General features: G+C 60.3%; 16 protein-coding genes. 7 read left to right on the top strand and 9 right to left on the bottom strand.

Going from position 1 to position 17,012, the window contains the following annotated elements; translation table 11 throughout:
* The first annotated feature begins 77 nt into the window (after window positions 1-77).
* The 6 genes from CHB75_RS15755 (at window position 78) to CHB75_RS15780 (ending at window position 5,664) form a co-directional block, all read left to right on the top strand.
* Window positions 78-887 (top strand): creatininase family protein, encoded by an 810-nt coding sequence (locus tag CHB75_RS15755; protein WP_089272191.1) that lies wholly within the window; start codon window positions 78-80, stop codon window positions 885-887.
* A gap of 56 nt (window positions 888-943) precedes the next feature.
* Complete coding sequence (locus CHB75_RS15760; protein WP_089272192.1) at window positions 944-1,945, top strand: TRAP transporter substrate-binding protein; 1,002 nt, start codon at window positions 944-946, stop codon at window positions 1,943-1,945.
* A complete protein-coding gene (locus CHB75_RS15765; RefSeq protein ID WP_089272194.1) occupies window positions 1,942-2,505 on the top strand; it encodes a TRAP transporter small permease subunit in 564 nt (187 codons plus the stop codon). The genes CHB75_RS15760 and CHB75_RS15765 overlap by 4 nt, the downstream gene beginning before the upstream one ends.
* A 3-nt stretch (window positions 2,506-2,508) precedes the next feature.
* On the top strand, window positions 2,509-3,792 hold the full coding sequence (locus CHB75_RS15770) for a TRAP transporter large permease (RefSeq protein ID WP_089272196.1): 1,284 nt from the start codon (window positions 2,509-2,511) through the stop codon (window positions 3,790-3,792).
* A 9-nt stretch (window positions 3,793-3,801) separates the two neighbouring features.
* Window positions 3,802-4,479 carry an RraA family protein gene (locus CHB75_RS15775; protein ID WP_089272198.1) on the top strand — a complete coding sequence of 226 codons (678 nt, stop codon included), beginning with the start codon at window positions 3,802-3,804 and terminating at the stop codon, window positions 4,477-4,479.
* A 252-nt stretch (window positions 4,480-4,731) separates the two neighbouring features.
* Complete coding sequence (locus CHB75_RS15780) at window positions 4,732-5,664, top strand: 2-hydroxyacid dehydrogenase (RefSeq protein ID WP_089272200.1); 933 nt, start codon at window positions 4,732-4,734, stop codon at window positions 5,662-5,664.
* Window positions 5,665-5,766: 102 nt separating this feature from the next.
* On the opposite strand, the gene ggt is transcribed toward CHB75_RS15780, so the two are convergent.
* The 3 genes from ggt to CHB75_RS15795 form a co-directional block, all read right to left on the bottom strand.
* Entirely contained in the window at window positions 5,767-7,434 is a 1,668-nt protein-coding gene (ggt, locus tag CHB75_RS15785) for a gamma-glutamyltransferase (protein WP_089272202.1), read from the bottom strand.
* Between the two features lie 203 nt (window positions 7,435-7,637).
* The gene (locus CHB75_RS15790) at window positions 7,638-7,910 is read right to left on the bottom strand and encodes a hypothetical protein (RefSeq protein WP_089272204.1); all 273 of its coding nucleotides are present in this window, start codon (window positions 7,908-7,910) and stop codon (window positions 7,638-7,640) included.
* 258 nt (window positions 7,911-8,168) lie between these two features.
* Window positions 8,169-8,477, bottom strand: a complete 309-nt coding sequence (locus CHB75_RS15795) for a hypothetical protein (RefSeq protein WP_089272206.1) — start codon at window positions 8,475-8,477, stop codon at window positions 8,169-8,171.
* A gap of 180 nt (window positions 8,478-8,657) precedes the next feature.
* Between CHB75_RS15795 and CHB75_RS15800 the strand changes: the two genes are divergently transcribed.
* The gene (locus tag CHB75_RS15800; RefSeq protein WP_089272208.1) at window positions 8,658-9,911 is read left to right on the top strand and encodes a lytic murein transglycosylase; all 1,254 of its coding nucleotides are present in this window, start codon (window positions 8,658-8,660) and stop codon (window positions 9,909-9,911) included.
* A 45-nt stretch (window positions 9,912-9,956) separates the two neighbouring features.
* On the opposite strand, the gene CHB75_RS15805 is transcribed toward CHB75_RS15800, so the two are convergent.
* The 6 genes from CHB75_RS15805 to CHB75_RS15830 all read right to left on the bottom strand — a co-directional run bounded on the left by CHB75_RS15805 (window position 9,957) and on the right by CHB75_RS15830 (window position 16,788).
* Window positions 9,957-10,910 (bottom strand): D-2-hydroxyacid dehydrogenase family protein, encoded by a 954-nt coding sequence (locus CHB75_RS15805; RefSeq protein WP_089272210.1) that lies wholly within the window; start codon window positions 10,908-10,910, stop codon window positions 9,957-9,959.
* Between the two features lie 471 nt (window positions 10,911-11,381).
* A complete protein-coding gene (locus CHB75_RS15810; protein ID WP_089272212.1) occupies window positions 11,382-12,665 on the bottom strand; it encodes a TRAP transporter large permease in 1,284 nt (427 codons plus the stop codon).
* A complete protein-coding gene (locus CHB75_RS15815) occupies window positions 12,658-13,179 on the bottom strand; it encodes a TRAP transporter small permease (RefSeq protein ID WP_089272214.1) in 522 nt (173 codons plus the stop codon). Before CHB75_RS15815 ends, CHB75_RS15810 begins: the two co-directional genes overlap by 8 nt.
* 52 nt (window positions 13,180-13,231) lie before the next feature.
* The gene (locus CHB75_RS15820; RefSeq protein WP_089272216.1) at window positions 13,232-14,212 is read right to left on the bottom strand and encodes a TRAP transporter substrate-binding protein; all 981 of its coding nucleotides are present in this window, start codon (window positions 14,210-14,212) and stop codon (window positions 13,232-13,234) included.
* A 94-nt stretch (window positions 14,213-14,306) separates the two neighbouring features.
* Entirely contained in the window at window positions 14,307-15,185 is an 879-nt protein-coding gene (locus CHB75_RS15825; RefSeq protein WP_089272218.1) for an NAD(P)-dependent oxidoreductase, read from the bottom strand.
* Between the two features lie 115 nt (window positions 15,186-15,300).
* Window positions 15,301-16,788, bottom strand: a complete 1,488-nt coding sequence (locus CHB75_RS15830; protein WP_089272220.1) for an aldehyde dehydrogenase family protein — start codon at window positions 16,786-16,788, stop codon at window positions 15,301-15,303.
* Between the last annotated feature and the right edge of the window lie 224 nt (window positions 16,789-17,012).

Genomic DNA, 17,012 nt, shown 5'->3' on the forward strand with positions numbered 1-17,012 from the left:
GCGTTTGAATTGGACAGACCGTCCCCCAGATCGTCCCATGACACCAGTCAGACCACAACCAAAACGGAACAGAGCACATGATTGACAAGATCCGAATGGCCGAACTCACCTCGCAAGAGGCGCGCGAGCATCTTGATGACAAGGCCGTCGTGCTGCTGCCCATGGGCTCGCTCGAAGATCAGGGTATTCATGCCCCGATGGGCGACTACCTTGCCGCCGATCTCATGGCGATGGAGATCGCCAAAGCCGCCCGGGCGGATGGCGTGGCCACCTTTGTTGCCCCGGTGATCCCCTTTGGCGGCAAGGACTACTTTGAATCGAGCCACGGCGGCATCTCGATCAGCCATGCCACGCTTTGCGGCATTCTGGACGACATGTTCGGCTGCCTGCACCGTCACGGCATCCGCAAGCTGATGATCGTGAACGGCCACGGCGGCAACGTGCCCGCCATCACCGAAGTGGCGCTGCGCTGGCGGCAAAAGGCCGGGCTGTTCGTCCCCTCTATGTACCTCTGGCAGGTGGCTTACGGCGAACTTCCCGCCCTGATCGGCGCTGACAAGGCTGCAAAGTCCTCGGGTCACGGGGGGGATCCGCTGACATCGGTGGGCCTGCATTTCTATCCCGACCTGCTGCGCCCCGACCTTGTGCGGCCGTCGCCCACTGGCAGCGCGATCAAGGGTCTCACCATCTCGGGCTTTTCCACGATCAGCTATGACGGCGCCAAGATTCAGGTCCCGATCGAGGCGTTGGAGGCCACCGAAACCGGCGCATACGGCTGCGATCCGACCCTGTGTTCAGCTGAAACCGGGTCCGCCCTGACCGCCCGTCTGGCCGCCATCGGGGCCGGGCTGGTGCGCGACCACGTCGCCAGGGGACTGCACGACTGAATCCATAACCAAAGCCGGACAAACCGGCGAAACCCAACCGACAAGGAGTACTGACAATGACATTTATGAAATCCCTGACCCTTGGCACGGCCATCGCGCTTGCCCTTGGTGGCGGCGCGCAGGCGGAAACCACCTGGCGCATGGCGACCAAGATGCCGGTAGACAGCCCCGAAGGGAAAGTATTCGAAAAATTCGCCGACCTGACCGAGGAATACACCGGTGGCGAGCTCAAGATTGACGTCTACCCGAACGAGCAGTTGGGCAAGGAAGACGCCGTTCTGGAGCAGCTTCAGGCCAATATCGTGCAGATCTACGCCGAAGGTTTTGGCTATCTGAAAAAGTGGGAACCGGCGCTGGCGTGGGTTGCGGCGGCCTTTGCCTTTGACGACTACGACCACTGGCAACGTTTCATGGTGTCCGACACCGTCAGCGGCTGGTTCGACAATGCTGCAGCGCAATCGGGCGTGCGCCCCTTGGGTGATCCGACCCTGATCCTGCGCGGGCCGTTCCGTGTCATGGTGTCAAATGTGCCGGTCAATTCCGCAGCGGACATGGAGGGTATCAAGCTGCGGATGCACGAAAACAAGGTCGCCATCGAAACATGGGATACACTGGGGGCCGAAGTCGTCACCCTGCCCTGGACCGAAGTCTATCAGGGCATTTCCAAGGGCATCGTGCAGGCTGTGAACTCGCCCATCGCGCTGGTCGAATCCATGCGCTTTAATGAGGTCGCGCCCTATATCGCACGCCATGATGAATACTGGCAGTCCGTCGGCTTCATGGTCAACGAGCAGGCGCTCGCGGATCTTCCTGAAGATACCCGTGCCGGGTTGATGAAGGCCTATGCCGAGGCGGGTGATTATTCCAAGGAAGTGATGTTCGCAGTTGCCGACGAAAGCATCGCGCGCATGGAAGCCGCCGGTGCCACCTACACGGTAATCGACACCGGGCCACTGGTCGCAAAGATGCAGGAGTATTACGCTGCGATGGCCGAGTCCGGTGAGCTCCCCGAAGGATTCATGGAGGCCATCGAAACCGCGCGGTCGCCCGCGAAATGACGCCCTACGAATACACGCCAGAGGGTCCGCTACAGCGGGCCCTCAACCGGGCGGACCGGCTGAACTGGTCGCTGGGGGGCGTGTTCCTCTGGCTCTCCAACATATGTCTTCTGATCATGCTGGGCCTGACCGCCGCCACCTTTATCCTGCGCCCGATGGGCCTTGCGCCCTACTGGATGTGGCCTTGGACGATGGTGTTTTTCATCTGGCTGTCTTTCTTTGGCTTTTTCGCGCTTTACGCCCGGCTCAAGGATGTGCGCGTCGATTTCATCGCAGGCCTGATGGGCCCGATAGGCATGGCCTTCACTCGGTTGCTGGCGGATGCGGCGGCTCTGCTGGTGACTGGTGTGCTGCTTTGGCAACTGCCAGCGGTGCTTGCCACTTCGCGCGGGGTCTTTGACGGTGCCATCTTGCCTGCAGGGCTGGAGTTGCCCCGCATCGCGCTGTCTATTCCTCTGTTCATCTCAACCTTTCTCGTCGCGCTCGCGGCCTTGCTTGATCTTGCCAAGATGGCATCTGGCATGCCCGAAAACGTCACCGACGACTATCCGGAGATCTGACACGTGGCATGGATACTTTTTGGCACCTTCATCGCGCTGATCCTGCTGCGGGTGCCCATCGCGATTGCCATAGGCACCGCAACCGTTCTGACATTTCTGACCTCGGATTTCTCGAACGCGCTGCAGATCATCCCGCAGCAGATGCTTGAGGGCGTGAACAAAGCGTCGCTGACCGCCGTGCCATTTTTCATCATGGCCGGAAACCTGATGAACGTGACTGGCGTGACGCACCGGATCTTTGCCTTTGCCAATGCGCTGGTGGGGCACCTGAAGGGTGGGTTGGCGCAGGTCAACGTGTTGTCGTCGATGATCTTTGCCGGCATCTCGGGTGCGGCCGTCGCCGACTGCGCGGGCCTTGGCGCGATCGAGATCAAGGCGATGCGCGAAAGCGGGTACAAACCGGACTTTGCCGCCGCGATCACTGTGGCTTCTTCCGTCATCGGGCCGCTTATCCCGCCATCAATCGGGCTGGTGATCTATGCCTTTCTGGCGCAGCAATCCATCGAACGCATGTTCCTTGCCGGTCTCATTCCGGGAATACTCGTCGGGCTCGCCCTAATGCTTTATGTCCGCATCCGCGCCAGCTTTGAGGATTTTCCGACCCAGCGCCGCGCCACAGTGCGGGAGGTTGCAGGCACCGCACGCCACGGCTTTGCCGCCCTCATGGCGCCCGCCATCATCCTTGGCTCGATCATGTTCGGCGTCGTGACCGCGACCGAGGCAGGTGTTCTTGCCTGCCTCTACTGCATATTCCTGGGCATCTGGTACCGCGAACTGACGGTGAAAAGCTTCTTCGCGGCCCTCAGCGACACCGCGATGATGACATCGGTCATCATGATCATCATCGCGTTCTCCATCGCCATGGGCTGGCTTCTGGCCATCGACCAAACGCCGCAAAAACTGGCTGATTGGACCTTCGCCCTGACCGAGGACAAGAACACCTTTCTGGCGCTGCTGCTGGTGTTCATCATCCTTGTCGGCTGCGTCGTCGAAGGCGTCCCGGCCAAGCTGATCCTGGTGCCCACCCTGCTGCCACTGATCGACGCCTATGGCATCGACCGGGTGCATTTCGGCATCATCATCCAACTGGGCCTGCTGATCGGCATTGCCACGCCGCCGATGGGCATCGGCCTTTATATCGTCGCCGAAGTCGGGCGGGTGCGCTTTGAAAAGGTGACGCTGGCGGTGCTGCCAATGCTGCTGCCGCTGTTCGCGGTGCTGATCCTGCTGACCTATGTGCCGCTTACCGTGACCTTTCTGCCCGATCTCATCCTCGGAAAACAATAAGGGACTACCATGTCAAACCTCGTCTACAAAATGAGCCCGATGCCTGCACCAATCCCGCAGGACAAACTTGACCGGCTGGCAAAGCTGGAAACCGCGACCATTGGTCATTTCTACCACTTCGGCTTTGCCACCCCCGCGATCCAGCCGGTTCTGCAGGGCAAGGTCATCGCCGCCACCGTCGCGACCCTAGCCATTCCGGGCCTTGATTCCACCCTGCTCCACCATTGTCTGAGCCAGTGCGGGCCGGGCTACTTCCTGGCCGTGGACCGGCTGGGCGATACCAAATACGCCTGCTGGGGTGGCGGCGTAACCCGAATGGCGGCGATGATCGGCCTTGAGGGCGGCTGCGTCGACGGCCCCCACACCGACACCGCCGAGATCATCGAACAGGATTTTCCCATGTGGTCGCGCGGCGCGTCGCCCGTCACCACACGGCTTTACGATTCCGGCGGCGGGTTTAACGTGCCGGTCTGCATCGGCGGTGCGGCTGTGCTCCCGGGTTATGCGGTGCTGGCGGACGAATCCGGCGTGTTGTTCATCGCGCCCGATGATCTGGACGAAGTCATCGAACAGGCCGAGATCAAGACCGCCCGCGGCCTTGTCAACGAGGCCAAGATCACCGATGGCACCCATCTGGGCACCATGTCTGGCGCCAGTGCCATGGTGCAGGCCAAACTGGATGTCTGAGGCGGCCTCAGACATCCTCGGAAAAAGGAACTGTAGGTCAGATGCGTGGCACACCAGTCCCGGGCCGACCTGCTTTTATGGGCGCGGTTGACATGCTTGCAGGCCACGCACAGCGGGGCGATGACCTCGGTCACCGGGATGCCTATCAACCGCGCTGCTGCAGTGTCTTGCTCCCGAGGCATCAGAGCGAGGGTAGACGCCGTAGCCCTGCCGCACCATTTCCCAGACCTCCCCAATCCTGAAGGAACCCCAATGACTGTCGCTGTTTATCTTCCCGTGCAGGACAAGACCCAGTTTTGGGTTGATATGCTGCAATCCCACCTGCCCGGCTGGACCATCGCCGCGATGGATGATGTCACCGACCCCGAAGCGGTGACCTATGCCGTTGTCTGGCGTCCGCGCACCGGCGATCTGGCTAAGTTTGCCAATCTCAAGGCTATCGTGTCCATCGGTGCGGGGATTGACCACGTTCTGGTCGATGAAAAGCTGCCCGCGGGTGTGCCGATCATCCGCACCGTGGGCGATGACCTGACGCAACGTATGCGCGAATACGTGGCGCTACATGTGCTGCGTCATCACCGCGACATGCCGCGTCAGCTGCGCGCGCAGGCCGAACGTGACTGGCATGCCATCGTGGTGCCCGTGGCACCCAAGCGCGCCGTTGGCGTCATGGGACTTGGCAATCTTGGCGCGGCGGCGGCGCGCTCCCTGGCCGATCTGGGTTTTGCCACCCGCGGCTGGTCGAAATCCGCGAAATCCATTGACGGGGTTGAAACCTTTGCCGGGCCGGAACAGTTCGACGGCTTCCTTTCGGGTTGCGAGATCCTTGTAAACCTGCTGCCGATGACCGATCAGACAAGCGGAATCCTGAACGCCGACCTGTTTGGCAAACTCGCCCCTGGTGCCTGCATCATCAATTGTGCCCGGGGTGGGCACCTTGTGGACGATGACCTGATTGCCGCGCTGGAGAATGGCACGATCAAACAGGCCACGCTGGATGTCTTTCATGTCGAACCCTTGCCCGCCGATCACGCCTTTTGGGGGCACCCGGCCATCACCGTGACACCACATGTCGCGTCCCAGATCGACGCGGGCACCGGCGGGCGGATCATCGCAGGAAACCTCAAGACGTTCGAAGGCACCGGCAGCTGCGCCGATCTGGCCGACGCCGTCCGGGGGTATTGACGCGGCGCTGCGTCCGGCCCTGACTTTGGGCCGGATCGCCTTTCTCCCCTATGACGGGGGCGTCTTGCGTATCATCCTAGCCTCACTTTGACCAAGGTGGGCTTAGATGTGAAACGCCACACCCTCTGCCGCCAGCCCCCCACCCAGTGCCGACACTGTGCCATCAGCACGCCAGCAGGCGGCGCCAGTCATCTCGCCGTTTGGACCAAAGGCGATGGCATTCATGCCGCCGCCGATATGTGGCACCACGCGCACATCGTGCCCCTTTGCCTGCAGGGCCTCCACGTGGTGCGCAAAGCATGGCTCGACCTCGACATGGCTACCTTCGGTCCAGACGCGCGGGGCCTCGACCGCCTGTTGGGGCGTCATACCGTGGTCGATCAGGTTGACGATCGCCTGCATTGCCGACGGGAAAATCCTCAGCGCCCCCGGCAGACCAAGTGCAAAGGCCGGTTTCCCCTCCTTCAGCACAATCATCGGCGCCATCGAGGTTGGCACCCGCTTGCCCGGCGCGACCGACAGCGCCTTGCCCGGGTGCGGATCGAAATTATACATGTAGTTGTTGGGGATGATCCCGGTGCCCGGCACCATGAACCGCGCCCCGAATAGCCCGTTGATCGTATGGGTGGCCGACAGGATCATCCCGTCGCGGTCCGCGACGGTGATATGTGTTGTGTTGTTGCTTTCGTATCCCGGGGGCACAGCCGCCGCCCCGCCGACATCACGCAGCCGCGCCCGACAATTGCGGGCATAATCCTTGGATGTGAACCGCCCGACCGGGATATCGACAAAATCCGGATCCCCCGAGGCTGCGCGGCGGTCTTCGAACCCGATGCGGATCACCTCCATCAGCAGGTGCAGGCGCTCAGCGGAATCAAATTCCATCGCCGCCAGATCGTACCCTTCGAGGATGTTCAGCATCTGCGCCACATGCACGCCCGACGATGCGGGTGGCGGGGGACCGGCGATTTCATAGCCGCGATAGGTCGAAAAGATCGCCTCGCGTTCGCGCGGGACATATCCGGCCAGATCGGCCAGCGTCACTGACCCCGCATCGTCGCCACCGGTATTCAGGCGGTCAACCAGCGCCCGCCCCAGCGCTCCGCCGTGCAGCGCCTTGGCACCTTCGTCGCGGATCAGTTTCAGACTTTGCGCATATTCCGGCATCGTCAGGTGATGCCCAACTGGCGCGGGCGACCCGTCCGGCAGAAAGATGCGCGAAATCTCGGGGTCTGCTGCAAGATCCTCGGCATTGCGAAGGATATTCCCGTTCAGATAATTTGAAACGCGAAAGCCTCCCGCTGCCAGACGGATCGCGGGCGAGATCACGTCAGAAAACGGCAGTCGCCCGTGCTGGGCATGCATTGCGCACCATCCGGCCAGGTTGCCCGGCACCGCGACGGACGATGGGCCAACAAGATTGCGGCGGCCCACCGTTTCCATGTATTCGGGCAGGCTGTCCGACACTGGCTGGAACATATCTGGCCGCGCGGAACCCGAAGCCTGCGACAGGCAATCGAACACCACGTGGCGCCCGTCAGCCAATCGCAGATGGGATACGCCGCCACCGGCAATGCCCACCATCATGGGTTCGACCACAGTCAGCGCCAGCAGCGCCGCCACACCCGCGTCGACTGCGTTACCACCCGCCGCCAGCATCTCGTGGCCGGCGGCCGATCCCAGCGGGTGGTTGGTCACCACCACCCCGCCAGAGCCTGAGGCCGGATGTTTCTTGCAGGTGAAGGGCATGTTGGGTGTGGGCGCGGTCATGTCGTTGATATTCCTATTCCGTCAGCAAGAAAATCCAGACTTGGGAACATGTTAAACCTCCTATTCACCGGGTGTGAAGGACTGGCTGGAATCTGTCCGGAAATACTTTGGTTGCGGTCGCGCCTGTTGCTGACATTTTGAACCATGCGATCCGAATGCCGTGCAGACGCTCTGAATTGAACGCGTTCCGGCGGCACCTGCCCCTAGCCGAAAGTGGTGGGCAGGTCAGCCAACGGAATGAAGACCCGGGTCGGGTTTTCGGGATCGTTCAGGCTCTGGAACCCCAGATCTGTATAAAATCGCCAGCGGCGCTCAACCACGGCGTCTCTCAGCAGGTTCAGCACGATGGCGGAGCACTTTATCTGTCCGGAGATTCCCAGACAGGGGCGCAGGGCGTCCAGCAACAAGGCCGTTCCGAGGCCACGATCCTGCTGGTCCTGCCGCACCAACGGCGCGGATGTAGATGACCAGTACATCGGGGATGGGGTCCGTTGCCATGGCTATAGGCGCAGGTCAGCGCGTATGGTGGGCGCCCCCAGAATGTAAAGCCAATGACAGACCGGTGGTCACCAGCCGTCGCCATGTAGGCCACAACTATTCCAGCCTTGGTGCTATCGCTCAGCGATGATTTCAAAAAGGTGCCAATCGGACCAAAGCCACAGGAAAAGGCGCTGCAGTTGTGAAGCGCCGTGTCGAAATTCGCAATGGCCAGAGGGAGACGTTCCGGCACTCCTTCAACCCATATCCTTGAACAGCCCGTTCCAGGCCGCGGCAGTCGCCGCAGGCCCGGGAAGAACCCGGCCCGGCACATCAAGGGCCGCGCGGAACGCCTCAAACGCCTCTGCGGGCAGTACTGACAGAGATATGCGCCGCCCGATCTGTTCGACGTGCAGAACGGCGGATTGCCAAATAAAATCAGCCCCTTGCAGGCCGATTGTGGATGCGGCGGCGCGGATAGGTTTCTCATCCCGACGGTGAAGCCGCAGTTGCTTGCGCGCGTCCATCCGGCCCGGCGTGGTTTCTGGCAGATCACTGGCGAACATATCCGGTCTCCTTCGCGCAATATGCATGGTCAAACGCCGTGCATGTCAAGATCGCGCGGCCTTTGGCTCTGGCTGTTGTTTGCCAAAAAAAGACTGGGGAACGACACCCCCTTGTAGCTGAGTGCCGGAACGCACACTCTGTCCGCAAAACAGGCAAAAACTGGATCGGGGCGCGACGCTATGCAGATTACACGACGTTGGATAACACTGGCGGGCGCAGCTGCCCTTCTTTCGGGCTGCGGCGTGGGCGGCGGTATGGGAAGTGGCGGCGCGATAGGTGTCAGTGCGCCGGATCCGGGCCTGCGCCCGCAGCCGAATGCGGCATACGACGCTTGGGTTGCCGCGTTTCGGAGCCGCGCCAAGGCTCAGGGAATATCTGACTCAACACTTGGCGCAGCCTTTCGCAAGGCGGGCTATCTGCCAGGCGTAGTCGAGCGTGATCGCAACCAAACGGAATTTTCCCGCTCGCTCGAAGACTACCTGGCCATCGTCGCATCGCCTGACAAAGTGGCGGCCGGTCGTTCGGCGCTGTCAGAATACGGCAGTTTACTGAACGAGATTGAGGGCAGATACGGCGTCCCCGCCCGCATCACTGCAGCGGTTTGGGGGATGGAGAGCAACTATGGCGCGCGGCGCGGGGACATCTCCGTGATTTCCGCCACTTCGACCCTCGCCTATGACGGACGGCGGGGCGTGTTCTTTGAAAAACAGCTCATCGCGGCGCTGAAGATCCTGCAAAATGGGGATGTATCCGCCGACAGGCTGGTCGGCAGCTGGGCGGGTGCAATGGGCCATACCCAGTTCATCCCCACCACATTCGAGGCCTATGCCGTAGATTTTCATGGCGACGGACGGCGCGACATCTGGTCTGATGATCCGACCGATGGGCTGGCCTCGACCGCCGCCTATCTGTCGGCGTCGGGGTGGCGGCATGGTATGCCTTGGGGGCAGGAAGTACGCCTGCCCACGGCGTTCGACGCATCACTGGCCGGTCGCGGCAAGCGCCGTTCGGTTGGCGAATGGAACGCACTTGGGATCCGTGCGGTCACTGGCGGCCCGGTACCGGATCATGGCCCTGCTGCCTTGCTGCTGCCCTCGGGTGTCGCGGGTCCGGCCTTTCTAGCCTTTCGCAACTTTGACATCATCCTGCGCTATAACAATTCCGAAAATTACGGCATCGGTATCGGGTATCTGTCGGACCGCATCGCTGGGGCCCCACTGCTGACCGCGCGCTTTCCGCCCGACCGTTTTGGGCTGACCATCGAGGACCGTCAAAGACTGCAACAACGGCTGACCGCGCTCGGCTTTGATACGGGGGGATCGGACGGCGTGATAGGCCCCAAGAGCGAAGAGGCGATCCGGGCCTATCAGGCCAGCAGGGGCCTGTTGGTCACTGGTCAGCCGTCGCGGGAATTACTGGTGCAACTTGGCTGAATCCAGCGCCATTGCCTAATGGGTAGATCCGCACCGCTTCCCAACCTAAAGCGTGCGGATCGGACAGCCTTTTTGAAAGGCTGCAACAGCCTCGACAGTCTGTTCATAGAACACGCGCCAGGTGGCCTGTGTGACATAGCCCAGATGCGGAGTCAGCATAAGCCGATCCCCGAACCTCGTCTTGGACTGACGCCACGGATCGTTGGGCGGAAGCGGCTCTACCTCAAACACATCAATGGCAGCCAGTGCCGAAGGGTCTCTGTCCATCCATGCAAACAGCGCGTCCCGATCCAGCAGCCCGGCGCGCGAGGTGTTTATGACCAGCGCACCCTTTGGCAGCGCCTGCAGGGCCGAAGCATCCACAATCCCTGAACTGCGCTCTGACAGGACCATGTGGATTGACAAGACATCCACCTGCGCGGCCAGCGCCTCCAATGTCGGTGCAAAGGATACGCCTGCTTCCGCAGCCCGGCCTTCGGTCAGATTGGGCGACCAGGCCGCCACCTCGGCGCAAAAGGCATGCGACAGAGTCGCTACCTGACGGCCAACATTCCCCAGACCAACCAATCCGATACGCAAATCCGCCAGATCCCGTCCGGGCACGCCTTGAAATCCGCCAGCACTCAGCTGCGCCGTTTCGGCCCCGATCCGACGTGTCTGGTGTAGCATCATCGCCAGCGTCAGTTCTGATGTCGTGGTCTTGCGGGATTGGGTCGCCGAGACGAGCACGCCCCGCGCCTGCGCGGCGGCGAGGTCGATGGACGCATTGCGCGGCCCGGTGGTGACGATCAGTTTCAGATTGGGCAGGGCCTCAATCAGCGCAGCCGGGAAAGGTGTGCGCTCTCGCATGACGCAGACAACCTGAAACGGCTTCAGCGTCTCGACCAGCCTGTCAGCCTTTATCGGATCTTTGAAAAAGGTAACATTTCCATCCAACTGCGCCCAGTCAGCCGTCTTTTCAGCGACTCCCGCCCAGTCGTCCAGTACCGCAATCCGCATAAATTTTCCCTCGCCTATTGTGCATTGGCCACATTGTTCGCTTGTCAGTACCGTATAGAAGCTTTGCCGTTGGGTCGGCAACTCTTTGGGAGCAAAACCAAAACTGGGGGCAGGTTAGCTGGCAGTCGCCGGTTGCTTGGGGACAACGCACGACAAACAACATCGCCAGTAGTGAAAACCTACTTTCGGAAGCCTGGGCCGATTTCATCCTGAAAAACCGCAGTGAGATTGGCCAGCTGCAAATAAAAGCGTGGCAGTGGCTGGGGGCTAGAAGTGGGGTGTCCTGCATCCGAGAAATTGGGGATCATCCGCACTGATGACCCGGGATTTGGTACGGAAACATAAACGCTTGTTGTTGATTGTTAAAGTTTACGTATGCACAAAACTGTGCTGGAATCACCGCATCAACCCTCGCGGCATTGTTAACGCGACAGCTCCGGCGGCCAATTTCACAGAGGGGAACTCACCCCTTTAAAATCCGCTGGCTTTCGGAAGCCAGGTGGACAGGGCAGGCACAAAGGTGATCAACAGCAACGCGGTGGCGAGAGCCAGAAAGAACGGCGGCATTTCCTTGATTATGGCAGAGGGTTTTAAGTTCGTAGTTGAGGATACGACGAAAATGAGACTGCCCACTGGTGGCGTCGCGAGGCCAATCGTCAGGTTCACTATGACCACGATGGCAAAATGATTGGGGTCGATGCCAAGCGCCAGACTGATCGGCGCAAGGATCGGAACAAGGATCATCACGCCGGGCAAAGGGTCCATGAACAGGCCGAAGATCAACAGAAGTACGTTCACAGCCAACAGAAAGACGATGGGTGACAGATCCAGAGAAATTATCGCTTGGGCCAGTGACTGTGGAATGTTTTCGATGATCAGGATCCAGGCAAAGGCGCGGGCTGCACCAAGGATCAGAAGAACAGCGCTAGAGGTCAGGGCCGCGCGCAAGATGATCACTGGCAGGTCCTTTATCCGCAGTGAACGGTAGATGAACATGCCAACGAACAAAGCATAAAAGACTGCGATGACAGAGGCTTCGGTCGGGGTGAAGACGCCGAAACGGATCCCCCCCACGATCAGTACTATCAGCAGAAGCGCTGGAAAGGCATGGATCGCGATGCGCCCGATTGCCGCGAGGGGCGGCATTGGGTCGCCGCTTGCATAACCGCGCTTGCGACTGACCCGTGCATTGGCCAGCAGCACCACGACGGTGATCAAGACGCCCGGCAGGACGCCGGCCATGAAAAGCGAACCGACCGAAACCTCCTGATCCTGCATGGCGTAGATGATCATGGTGATTGAGGGCGGGATGATCGGTCCGACAATGGAACTCGCGATTGTCAGCGCCCCGGCATAGGCGCGGTCGTATCCGCCTTTTTCCATCATCCGGATCATCATTGTGCCGGGACCGGCCGCATCAGCGAGTGCGCTGCCCGAAATTCCCGCGAACATTGCCGAACTGACGACGTTGGCATGCCCCAGGCCGCCTTTGAGGTGACCGACAAGGGACTGTGCCAAACGCAGCATGGCCAGCGTTACGGCTCCGCCGGTCATGATTTCTGCGGCCAGAATGAAGAAGGGCACTGCGAGGAGGGGGAAGCTGTCGAGACCCGAGAACATCTCCTTTACCACGACCAGATTGGGATAGCTTGATCCGAAGCTGAGCGCGGCAAAGACGGAAATTGCCATGGCAAATGCGACAGGCAAGCCAAGCGCCAACAGGACAAACAAGGTCGGAAAGAGGATTTCAGCCATTGGCGCCTCCGGGCAGAGCGTCGGCATCCGCGCCATTGGAGCGCTTGTAGGTGCCTGCCATCAGAAACGGTTTTGCGATCAGCAGCAGGTGTAGAACCAGCAGACCAAAGCCGACGGGCATGGCAGCGTAGACATAAATGAACGAAAGGCGCAGCGCGGGAGTCACCTGATATTGCATCCGCTGGGCATACTGAATGCCAACATAGACCATGAAGCAAAAGAAGATCAGCAGGCCGACGACGATGGCCCCACGGATCAACCTTTGCCCAAGATCAGGCAGCGCGTCCTGAAGATTTGTGATGGCAACGTGTCCGCCCGAGCGTAGGACGAGGCCCGCGCCACTGAACGTCATCCAGATCATAAGATAGCGCGCGGCTTCGTCAGCCCATGGCAGTGAATGTGCGGTCAGATAGCGCAACGTGATGTTCGCACCGACGATCAGCGTCATTGCCGACAGCATCAGGATAAGCGTCCAACTATTCGCCGCGACAAATATTTTTTCGAGCCGTTTCAAGGGACAACCTGTGAAAGAGGGCCGGCGCCTATGGGGCGCCGGCGGTATAAGTTCACTTGAAGTTCACGATCGAGTCGACAAAGTCCTTGCCGTAGGTCTCGTAGTACCCTTCATAGGCGGACTGGATCGAACTCTGGAATTCGGCCTTTTCGTCCGCGGACAGGGCGTTGACCTCCATGCCGCGCTCTTTCAGCGTCTCGACGCCGGTCTTTTCGACATTGTCCACGTAGGCGCGCATTGCGACCACGGCTTCCTTGGCGGCCTTTTCGAACGCTGCTTTCTGCGTGTCATCCAGACCTTCCCAGAATGGTTTGGATACCAGCAGCATCGCTGGCGAATAGACATGGCCCGACAGGGTCAGATATTTCTGCACCTCGTTAAGCTTGACCGAGACGATCACCGACAGCGGATTTTCCTGACCGTCGATCACGCCTTGCTGCAGCGAAGAGATGACTTCGGGCCAGGCCATCGGGGTCGGTGCTGCGCCCATAGCATTGAAGGCGGCAAGGTGCACAGGATTTTCCATCGTCCGAATCTTCAGGCCCTCAACGTCGGCGGGCGTGTGGATCGCGTTGCGGTTGTTGGTGATGTGACGAAATCCCTGCTCGCCCCAGGCCAGCCCGTGCAGGCCAACGTTATCGAACTTGGCCAGAATGTCCTGACCGATCGGTCCGTCGAGCACGGCGCGCGCGTGATCAAGATCGCGAAACAGGAAGGGGATGTCGAAAACACCCGTTTCCGACACAAAGTTTGCCAGGGTTCCGGAAGACACGATGGTCGCCTCGACCGTACCAATTTGAAGCCCTTCGATGACTTCGCGTTCACCACCCAGACCCGAGGACGGGAAGTGGACGACGTTGAACTGGTCCCCGGTCTCGGCCTTCAGGACTTCTTCGAATTTGCTGGCGGCGACGCCATAATGGCTATCGGGCGCAAGTGCATAGCCGATCTTGATGTCAGTCTGTGCAAAGGCTGGAAAGCCAGCCGCTGCAAAGGCGCCGGCCGCAGCCAGCACACGGAAATCGATTGTCATGGTGTTCCTCCCTTAAGTGTCCGCTAGTGCTACAGAAGCCGAATTTGGGTGGCAACCCCGCTTCAAGCGGGGTTCAGGTATCCCGCTCCCTGACCTAGCTTACGTCCTTGCGGAAAAGTTTGACCAGTTCCGGCAGGTAGGCCTGACCATACCCCGCATCAACGGCCGCGGAAATTGCTCCGGACACGCCATCGGCGATTGACGTGCGTGCACCGGCGGCGTCGGACATGGACCGGTAATAGTCTATGTCCTTCTGGGCATTGGCGACTGCGAAAGGCAGACCCTCGCGGTTTCCTTCGACGATATATGGCGCAAGCCTGTCCAGCGCGACGCTGGCTCCACCGCCACCTGCCAGGACATCCACAAAGACCTGCGGATCTACGCCCGCGTCCGCCGACTGAGCGGCGGCTTCGGCCAGCAATGTCATGAAACCCACGGAAACATAGTTGTGCAGCAGCTTGAGGCGGTGGCCATGACCCAGCGGACCGACATGGGCCACGCTCTCGGTAAAAGATGCTAGCACTGGGCGAACCTTTTCGAGGGTGGCGGCCTCTCCACCGACGAGGACGTTAAGCTTGCCGTCATGTGCATGTCTGGCCGTGCGGGTCATCGGCGCGTCGATATAGTCACAGCCCATAGCCTTGACGATCTCGCCCATGCGCAGCGTCGACTCGGGCAGAGCCGTCGAGCAATCGACAACCACACTGCCCGGTTTCAGGCCGGAGGTCAGCCCATCCGTACCGGTAACAATCGCCTCGACTTGCGGCGACCCGGTCACACACAGGATCACAACGTCAGAGGCCGCGGCAACAGCAGCCGAGGTTGCGCAGCCCTGCGCTCCACGAGCCGTGATCTCGTCCACCGGCTGATTGCCCGGATGATCCAAAAAGCTGAGTGGAAAGCCACCACGCGACAGGACGTTTCGGGCGATGCCATGCCCCATGAGTCCGATGCCGATGATTCCGACGTGCATTGCGCTCTCCTTGATTTCGCTGCCTTGGACGGAGCAAGGCGCTTCATTTGCCGCTTGACTGTGGCAGCAGACCGGTCCGGATTTGCCTGCCCGCCACCGCTGCCCTCTACCCTGGTCAGTCGGTGTTGATCCAGATTGCCTTGGTGTCCAGGTATTCGTCCATGTGCTCGGTCCCGCCTTCGCGTCCGTAACCTGACATCTTGACCCCGCCAAACGGCACCGCCGGGTCGATGGCGTGATACATATTAACCCACACGGAACCTGCCTTGAGCCGATGGGCGAGCTTGTGCGCCGTGCCCAGATGGGTCGAGAACACGCCAGCCGCCAGACCGTATGCTGTCGCGTTGGCCCGTTCGACCACTTCGTCGATCGAATCGAATGGCAGAGCGGAGATCACCGGACCGAAGATCTCTTCGCGGGCAATTGTCATCTCGTCAGTGACTCTGCCAAACACTGTGGGCTGAATGAAATGGCCCCCTTTCAGATCTGGGCCATCTGCCTTGCCACCGCCGGTCAGAACCTCGGCACCTTCGCGCGCTCCAACGTCCAGATAACCGGCAATCCGCTCGGCCTGACGAGCCGAAATGATCGGACCAATGTCGGTGGCAGTATCGATCCCGTGGCCAATTTTGAGGCCCGCCGCGTATTCAGCCACCCGCTGCACGAATTCGTCGTGGATTTCGCGTGCGACAAACAGACGGGAACCAGCGATACAGATTTGCCCGGAATTGGCGAATACTGCCATCGCCGCGACCGGCACTGCCTTTTCGATGTCAGCATCCTTGCAGACGATGACAGGCGACTTCCCACCCAGTTCGAGCGAGACCCGCTTTAGATTTCCGGTCGCTGCACGTGCGATGGCCTGTCCGGTTGCTGTAGAACCAGTGAACACAATCTTGTCCACGTCGGGATGCGCGGCAAGTGCTGCACCGGCCTCGGCGCCAAGGCCGGTGACGACGTTGAGCACACCATCGGGCAGTCCTGCGTCCTGCATGATCCGTGCTATCATCAACACGGTAAGAGACGCTTCCTCGGATGGTTTCAACACCACCGTGCACCCAGTTGCGATTGCCGGAGCTATTTTCCACACCGACCCCGCGATCGGGGCGTTCCAGGGAATGATGGCACCGACCACGCCCACGGGTTCACGGACAGTCGACGAATAAATTTCGCCGGGAAAGGAGTTCTGGATCGTCTGGCCATGGATCGTCACGGCCTGCCCGGCGTAGAACCTCAACATGCCCAGAACCCTGCGGCTATTGGCCAGAGTCCGCTGGATCGGCATGCCCATGTCCAGCGTATCGGATAAGCAGAGTGTCTCCCACTCGGCCTCAAATCTGTCTGCAATCCGAAGCAAGAGCGCCTGGCGCTCGAAGGGTGTGAATTTGGACCAAGGGCCTACAAATGCCTTGCGAGCCGCTGCGACAGCCGCGCCTATATCCGTATCGGAACCCCGTGGTACGGTAGCCAACAAGGTCCCATCGGCCGGATTACGCGCCTCGATCAGCTCACCGGATTGAGCTTCGCACCACTTGCCGTCAATAAACATGGGGCGAAAGGCGCCGTCATACAGGTTTCTTGCCGAAGTCTTCCAGTCTTTCATCTCGTTCCCTTCTTTCCGGGCGCTTGCCGGGTCGCGGGTCGTTCATGCACCTATGGTCAATATGCTGCAAGGCCACAGTTCCTGTGCACAGTCCTGAAACGCGATCCGATAATGTCGATGGTATGGATGGGCATTGTTGCACAACTCTGACTATGGACGATTCACAACGTGAATCTATGCGGTTAGAGGGTCTTTATGAGCAAGCCACCTCCCGCCCGCTACCG

Origin of the sequence: Puniceibacterium sediminis (assembly GCF_900188035.1) — a bacterium.
GTDB lineage: Bacteria > Pseudomonadota > Alphaproteobacteria > Rhodobacterales > Rhodobacteraceae > Puniceibacterium > Puniceibacterium sediminis.

Excerpts from the sequence above, each read along its gene's own strand:
- CHB75_RS15825 (WP_089272218.1), bottom strand. The coding sequence starts at position 15,185 with ATGCACGTCGGAATCATCGGCATCGGACTCATGGGGCATGGCATCGCC.
- CHB75_RS15775 (WP_089272198.1), top strand. The coding sequence starts at position 3,802 with ATGTCAAACCTCGTCTACAAAATGAGCCCGATGCCTGCACCAATCCCG.
- CHB75_RS15805 (WP_089272210.1), bottom strand. The coding sequence starts at position 10,910 with ATGCGGATTGCGGTACTGGACGACTGGGCGGGAGTCGCTGAAAAGACG.
- CHB75_RS15795 (WP_089272206.1), bottom strand. The coding sequence starts at position 8,477 with ATGTTCGCCAGTGATCTGCCAGAAACCACGCCGGGCCGGATGGACGCG.
- CHB75_RS15800 (WP_089272208.1), top strand. The coding sequence starts at position 8,658 with ATGCAGATTACACGACGTTGGATAACACTGGCGGGCGCAGCTGCCCTT.
- CHB75_RS15755 (WP_089272191.1), top strand. The coding sequence starts at position 78 with ATGATTGACAAGATCCGAATGGCCGAACTCACCTCGCAAGAGGCGCGC.
- CHB75_RS15830 (WP_089272220.1), bottom strand. The coding sequence starts at position 16,788 with ATGAAAGACTGGAAGACTTCGGCAAGAAACCTGTATGACGGCGCCTTT.
- CHB75_RS15760 (WP_089272192.1), top strand. The coding sequence starts at position 944 with ATGACATTTATGAAATCCCTGACCCTTGGCACGGCCATCGCGCTTGCC.
- CHB75_RS15810 (WP_089272212.1), bottom strand. The coding sequence starts at position 12,665 with ATGGCTGAAATCCTCTTTCCGACCTTGTTTGTCCTGTTGGCGCTTGGC.
- CHB75_RS15780 (WP_089272200.1), top strand. The coding sequence starts at position 4,732 with ATGACTGTCGCTGTTTATCTTCCCGTGCAGGACAAGACCCAGTTTTGG.
- CHB75_RS15790 (WP_089272204.1), bottom strand. The coding sequence starts at position 7,910 with ATGTACTGGTCATCTACATCCGCGCCGTTGGTGCGGCAGGACCAGCAG.
- CHB75_RS15765 (WP_089272194.1), top strand. The coding sequence starts at position 1,942 with ATGACGCCCTACGAATACACGCCAGAGGGTCCGCTACAGCGGGCCCTC.
- CHB75_RS15820 (WP_089272216.1), bottom strand. The coding sequence starts at position 14,212 with ATGACAATCGATTTCCGTGTGCTGGCTGCGGCCGGCGCCTTTGCAGCG.
- ggt (WP_089272202.1), bottom strand. The coding sequence starts at position 7,434 with ATGACCGCGCCCACACCCAACATGCCCTTCACCTGCAAGAAACATCCG.